This is a genomic window from Microcystis sp., assembly GCF_048564745.1.
GTDB classification, from domain to species: Bacteria; Cyanobacteriota; Cyanobacteriia; order Cyanobacteriales; family Microcystaceae; genus Microcystis; species Microcystis ichthyoblabe_A.
In genome coordinates, this window is the sequence record NZ_JBLZRT010000188.1 from 1 (window position 1) to 7,453 (window position 7,453).

General features: G+C 40.6%; 2 protein-coding genes. Both read left to right on the plus strand.

Annotated elements, in window-relative coordinates:
- Window positions 1–5,101: amino acid adenylation domain-containing protein (locus tag ACOCD9_RS19890; protein ID WP_419548261.1), on the plus strand; the 5,101-nt coding region annotated here is incomplete at its 5' end.
- 165 nt (window positions 5,102–5,266) lie between these two features.
- Window positions 5,267–7,453 (plus strand): condensation domain-containing protein (locus tag ACOCD9_RS19895; protein WP_419548262.1); only part of this gene is annotated, 2,187 nt, incomplete at its 3' end.

Consider the following 7,453-nt stretch of genomic DNA (forward strand, 5'->3'; position numbering starts at 1 on the left):
TATTGAATATTTAGGACGGATTGACAATCAAGTAAAAATTCGCGGCTTCCGTATTGAATTGGGAGAAATTGAGGCTGTACTTAGTCAAAATCAGGCGGTACAGTCTTCTTGTGTGATTGTTCGTGAAGATAATCCCGGGGATAAACGCTTAGTTGCTTACGTTGTACCGCAACCCGAAATCAACCTGACAATTAACGAAATACGGCAATTTTTGCGAGCAAAATTACCTGATTATATGGTTCCAACTGCGTTTGTCCTTCTTGATACTTTCCCCTTAACTCCCAATGGCAAAATAGACCGCCGTGCTTTACCTGTTCCCGATTTACAGAGCCAAGGTGAATATATAGCTCCCCGTAACCCCATTGAAGAAAAAATGGCGCAGATTTGGGCTGAGGTACTGAAATTAAAACGAGTCAGTAATGAGGATAATTTCTTTGAATTAGGTGGACATTCTCTGTTGGCAACTCAAGTTATTTCTCGATTACAGGAAACCTTTGAGATTGTTGTTCCCTTGCGTTATCTGTTTGAATCCCCAACCATTGCTCAGTTAAGTGCGGTAATTTTAAAAGAACTGCAAACAGGTTTAGGGTTAAAGCTACCATCAATTGTCCCCGTTAATCGAGAGGATGATATTCCCCTATCCTGGGCCCAGGAACGTCTCTGGTTTGTGAATCAATTAGAAGGAGAAAGTGGGGCTTATACTATTGATTTAACGATGCGTTTGCGCGGAAATCTCAATGTTAAAGCCTTAGAAAAAGCTTTCCAGGCAATTATTCAACGCCATGAACCCCTACGGACTCAATTTAAACTCAAAGATAACAAACCAATACAAGCGATCGATCCTAATGTAACCTTCACCTTACCAGTTGTCAATCTGCAAAACCTCAGTCATTCTGAGCAACAGGTAAAAAACCTGTTATTAGCAGCAGCATCCGAACCCTTTGATCTCGAATCAGGTTCAGTATTACGAGTCAAATTATGGCAAGTCAAGACAGAGGAATATGTACTATTATTAGCTATTCATCATATTGCGGCGGATGGTTGGTCAATAGGTGTTTTAATCGACGAATTATCGGTCTATTATCGAAGTTTCTGCACCGGGACAAAAGCAGATTTATCTGATTTATCAATACAGTATGCTGACTTTGCCGTGTGGCAGCGTCAGTGGTTAACTAATGAAGTATTAGACCGTCAATTAAGCTACTGGAAGCAACAATTAACCGGGGTTCCCCTACTACACCAACTTCCCACAGACCGTCCCCGGCCAGCAATCCAAAGTTTTCGCGGTGGGACGGAGCGACTGCAACTAGATAGTCAACTAACGCAACAACTGAAAAAACTTAGTCAAGAGTCCGGTAGCACTCTCTTTATGACATTACTAGCGGGTTTTGCTGTGTTACTATCTCGTTATAGTCAACAAACAGATGTGGTAATTGGTTCACCAATTGCTAACCGTAACCGCACCGAAATTGAAGGGTTAATTGGCTTTTTTGTCAATACTTTAGTGTTAAGATTTAATTTATCTCAAGACCCGACCTTTGAAGATTTTCTCGCGCAAGTCAGACAAACTACTCAAAACGCTTACGACCATCAAGATTTACCCTTCGAGATGTTAGTCGAAAAATTGCAAATTGAGCGTCATTTAGATCGTAATCCTTTAACACAGATAGTTTTTGCCCTTCAGAATGCTCCTAGTTCTCCCTGGGATTTACCCGGAGTAAACATTGAGGAGATACCATCGGGACTTGATTCAGTTAGGGTTGACTTAGAAGTTTACCTCTGGGATGCAGCCGAAGGATTGGGCGGTTTTTGCTCTTATAACAGGGATTTATTTGATGCTGAAACTATTGTCCGCCTGATGACTCATTTTAAGACTTTGTTGGCGGCAATTGTGGAAAATCCCCGTCAATCAGTAGCTTCACTACCCTTATTAAACCCAGAGGAAGAGTATCAACTATTAGAGGAGTGGAATGAGACAAAAGCTGATTACTCCTATAACAAGTGTATTCATCAATTAATTGAGGAACAAGCAGCGCGTACCCCTGATGGAGTAGCAGTAGTCTTTGAAAATCAACAGTTGACCTATGCAGAATTAAATAGTCGGGCCAATCAACTAGCTCACTATTTACGCTCTTTAGGTGTAGAAACCGAGGTAATAGTCGGTTTATGTGTAGAGCGCTCTTTAGACATGATTGTGGCATTAATAGCCATCCTTAAAGCCGGTGCTGCCTATCTCCCCCTTGACCCAGAATATCCTCAAGAACGCCTACAATTTATGTTAGAGGATAGTCAAGTACCCTTATTACTAACCCAAAGTTCACTGATTGATAAACTCCCAAATCATCAAGCTAAAACTGTATTTTTAGCTGAAATTTGGACAGAAATTAAACCAATGAACTGGGATAATTTGACGGTGAAGGTAACAGCTTCTAATTTAGCTAATGTGATTTATACTTCTGGTTCTACGGGTAAACCTAAAGGGGTGATGGTTGAACATCAAGGGTTGTGTAACCTTGCTCTGGCGCAAATTCAGACTTTTGCTGTGTCTTCTCAGAGTCGAGTGCTTCAGTTTGCTTCTTTTAGTTTTGATGCCTGTATTTGGGAAGTTTTGATGGCTTTGGGAGCAGGAGCGACACTTTATTTGGCAAGTAAAGAAAATTTAATGCCCGGTTTACCCTTAATCAAGCAATTACGGGAGAATAAGATTACTCATATTACTCTACCGCCATCAGCTTTAGCGGTTCTGTCTTGGGAAAATCTTTCCTCTCTGCAAACTATTATTGTCGCCGGGGAAGCTTGTTCTCCTGAATTGGTGAAAAAATGGTCCCAGGGACGAAATTTCTTTAATGGTTATGGACCCACAGAAGGAAGTGTTTGTGCAACGGTAGCTAAATGTACGCCGGTTGATGAAAAAATAACTATTGGTCGGCCAATTCCTCATGTGCAGGTTTATATTTTAGACTCGCATTTACAACCGGTTCCTATCGGTGTACCGGGGGAATTACATATCGGAGGAGCAGGGGTAGCCAGAGGTTATTTGAATCGCCCAGAATTGACAGCAGAGAAATTTATCTATTTAGAAAACAAGGAACAGTTAAAAGGCAAACGTTTGTATAAAACAGGAGATTTAGCTCGTTATTTACCTGATGGAAAAATTGAATATCTGGGACGAATTGACAATCAGGTTAAAGTAAGGGGTTTCCGCCTCGAATTAGGGGAAATTGAAGCAGTTTTGAGCCAACATCCCCTAGTACAAGAAGCGGTTGTGATAGCTCGCGCTGATCAGGCAAGTGATCATGATTATGATCAGCTTAATACTAATTTAGTAGCCTACTTAGTTCCGGCTCTCAAGGGTCAAGTATTGCCGGAACAGCTTGCTCAATGGCAGAGTGAATATGTTAGTGATTGGCAAAAAATTTACGAAGAATCCTACAGTAAACCCCAACCTCAAACCGAGGACCCCACTTTTAATATTAGTGGTTGGAATAGTAGTTATACCGGACAAGCTATTCCCGATGCAGAAATGCAGGAATGGGTTGATCAGACAGTGAGCCGAATTTTAGGAAATCAACCACCGCAACGAGTGTTAGAAATTGGTTGCGGAAGTGGATTATTGCTATTCCGTGTGGCGAAACATTGTCAGGAATATTGGGGAGCAGATTATTCCGCTGCTACTATTAATAACCTAGAACATTTATGTAGCACAATTGAGGGTTTAGAGGGCAAAGTAAAATTATTACACCGAACAGCCGATGATTTTACCGGCATTCCCCAAGCTACTTTTGATCGAGTAGTAATTAACTCTGTGGTTCAGTATTTTCCTAGTGTGGATTATCTATTACAAGTTATCGCAGGAGCAGTCAAGACGATTGCGGATCAGGGTAAGATTTTCCTAGGTGATATCCGTAGCTTGTCCTTACTAGAGCCTTACCACGCCGCGGTACAGTTAGCTCGCGCTGAAGCTAATAAAACCCTTGAAGAATGGCAAAAACAGGTGAATCAAAGTGTAGCTACCGAAGAAGAATTGTTAATTGCACCTCAGTTCTTTATCACGCTTAAACAACACTTTCCGCGAATTTCTTGGGTAGAGATTGCACCGAAACGGGGTCAGGCTGACAATGAGTTAACTCAATTCCGCTATGATGTTACTTTACATCTGGATACTGATGGGCAAAAAACGACAATTACTTGGCTAAATTGGCAGCGGGATCGGTTTTCTTTAGGGCAACTACAAGATAAACTGAAACTGGAACAACCAGAATATTTAGGTATCAGAGATGTACCCAATCAACGATTACAAAAGGCACTACAAATTTTAGACTGTTTAGAAAATTCTCCCGGGGTAAAAACGGTGGGGGAATTGCGGCAATTGTTAGCAAAAAATAGCGGGATAGGGATTAATCCTGAGCAAATGTGGCAACTGGGAGAACAGTTAGGTTACACTGTTCATCTCAGTTGGTGGGAAGGTAGTCAAGATGGTTCTTTCGATGTGGTTTTCTGTCGCCAGAATGCCATCCTAGAACCGATAATAAGTAAAGTTGATCAACAACCATACCCCAATTTTTGGGATGATGAGACGATTATTCCCAAATCCTGGACTGATTATACGAATAATCCTTTATATGGTAAATTAGTCCAGAAGCTGATACCACAGGTGCGGGAATTTGTCCAACAAAAGCTACCTAGTTATATGGTTCCCCAGGCTTTTGTTTTGCTTAATACCCTACCTTTGACTCCTAATGGTAAAGTAGATCGGCTGGCTTTGCCTACACCCGATACAGCTACACGCAATTTAGCTACGGGATTTCTCGCACCTCGTACCCCGATTGAAACTCAAATGTCTCAAATTTGGAGTGAAGTTTTGGGAGTCGAACGTATTGGGATTAAGGATAATTTCTTTGAATTGGGAGGACATTCTTTGTTAGCAACTCAGGTTATTTCCCGTTCCCGCGATCTTTTCTCGGTGGAATTGTCTTTACAAAATTTGCTAGAATACCCAACTATCGCTAATTTAGCCCAAATTATTGAAGTTCTTACCGTTGCACCGGGAGAAATAGCTATGACTGAAACCTTAGAAGATTATGAGGATGGTGAATTATAAAAACAGTTAAAGTTTTAGCTGATTTCAATAGTTTAGCAAGACAGTTAAAACGGCAAAGGACAAATATTGATCCTAGTCAATAGCAATCTGATGGACTTTTTCATCCTCAGGGCAAACTTCGTGATTTAGAGCTAATTTAACAACAACTTTGGAGGCAATTGGTAAGTGAAAGTAGGAGATTTTTTAGCGTATTTGAAGGGTTTAGAGATTAAACTATGGCTGGAAGGCGAAAAACTTCGTTTTCAGGCTCCCAAAGGGGTTATGACCCCAGAAATTAAAGAAGAAATCGCCGCCAAAAAACCTGAAATTTTGGACTTTTTAAGGGCGGCAAAAATCCCAAATAATACTGTTGATTTAGAGATTATTCCCGTGTCACGGGATCAGGATTTACCCCTCTCTTTTGCTCAACAACGACTCTGGTTTCTGCAGCAACTTTCTCCCGATAGTCATTCCTATAATCTGTTGGAAGCTTTGCGGTTAGAAGGCTCCCTCAATCTGTTGGCTTTAGAACAAAGTCTCAGTGAACTGATTCGCCGTCATGAAATTTTAAGAACCACTTTTCCTATGGTAGAAGGGCAACCAATTCAGCGCATTGCTCCCCCTTCAACCGTAAGTTTACCCCTGGAAGATTTACAAGGTTCATCAAAGAATGAACAAACAGAACATCTGCAAGAAATAGCGATTGCTTTCTCCTTAAAACCCTTTAATCTAGCCAAGGAATCATTAGTCCAATTTAAGTTACTTAAACTCAGTTCCCAAGAGTATGTATTGCTGTTGAAGATGCACCATATTATTTACGATGGTTGGTCTTTGAGCATCTTCTTTGGTGAATTATCTCAACTTTATGCGGCCTTTGTCCGGGGGTTGCCTTCCCCTCTCGCTAAATTATCGATTCAATACGCCGATTTTGCTGTATGGCAACGTCAATGGCTCACTGGTGAAGTTTTGGAGCGTCAACTTAATTACTGGCAAAAACAGTTACAAGATGCACCTACTATTTTAGAATTGCCAACGGATTATCCCCGTCCTCCAATTCCTAGTTTCCGGGGTGATGGGCAGGTTTTTCGCCTGAATCAAGACTTAACACAACGCCTCAAAAGGTTAAGTCAGGAGTCAGGAGCAACACTATTTATGACTTTACTGGCGGCTTTTTTTGTCCTAATTTCTCGTTATAGTGGTCAATTAGATGTTTTGGTAGGTTCTCCCATCGCTAATCGTAATAGTTCGGCAATTGAGAAATTAATGGGCTTTTTTGCCAATACTTTGGCTTTAAGGGGTGATATGTCGGGAAATCCGAGTTTTCTGGAGTTATTAGAACGAGTAAAGCAAACAACTTTATCAGCTTATGCTCATCAAGATTTGCCTTTTGAAATGTTAGTAGAAAAATTACAATTAAACCGAGATTTAAGTCACAATCCTTTGATACAGGTGATGTTCTCACTGCAAAATACTCCCCAATCTGAGGCCAGTTTATCTGGCTTAAAGATGGAGAGTTTGCCTTTATCTGTTGAGATTAAAGCGCGATTTGATTTAGAGGTAAATTTTTGGGAAGTTTCTGATCGTTTAGAAGCGGTTTGGTGTTATAGTACGGATTTGTTTGCTGCCCCCACTATTAACCAAATGGGGCAACATTTTCAGAATCTCTTAACTGCGATTGCAGCTAATCCCAATATGGGAATTTTTGAGTTATCGATGTTAACTGATGAAGAACGTTATCAATTGTTATCATTGTGGAACGAAACTCACACAGATTATCCCTCTGATAAATGTATTCATCAATTATTTGAAGAACAGGTAAAACGCACACCCGACGGGGTAGCAGTGGTATGTTCAGAGCAAAAATTAACCTACAATGAATTAAATTGTCGTGCTAATCAATTAGCTCATTATCTGCAAAAATTAGGAGTAAAACCAGATGAATTAGTGGGGATTTGTCTAGAGCGTTCTTTAGACATGATTGTGGGATTATTGGCTATTCTTAAAGTCGGTGGAGCTTATGTTCCTATTGACCCAGATTATCCCCAAGAACGCATTAGCTTTATGCTCCAAGATACCCAGGTTAAAATACTGTTAACCTGCGAATCTTTACAGAATTTCTTGCCAAATCATCAGGCTATTGTTGTCTGTTTAGACAAAGATTGGCAACAAATTAATCAGGCAAGTCTGGAGAATCTGAACAGCACAGTTTCTGCGGATAATTTAGCCTACGTCATTTATACTTCTGGTTCTACAGGAATACCCAAGGGTGTTATCGTCACTCATCAAGCAGTTAATCGACTGGTATTAAATACTAATTACATCCAGTTTACTCCTGATGACCGGGTTGTGCAAGCGTCTAATATTGCTTTTGAT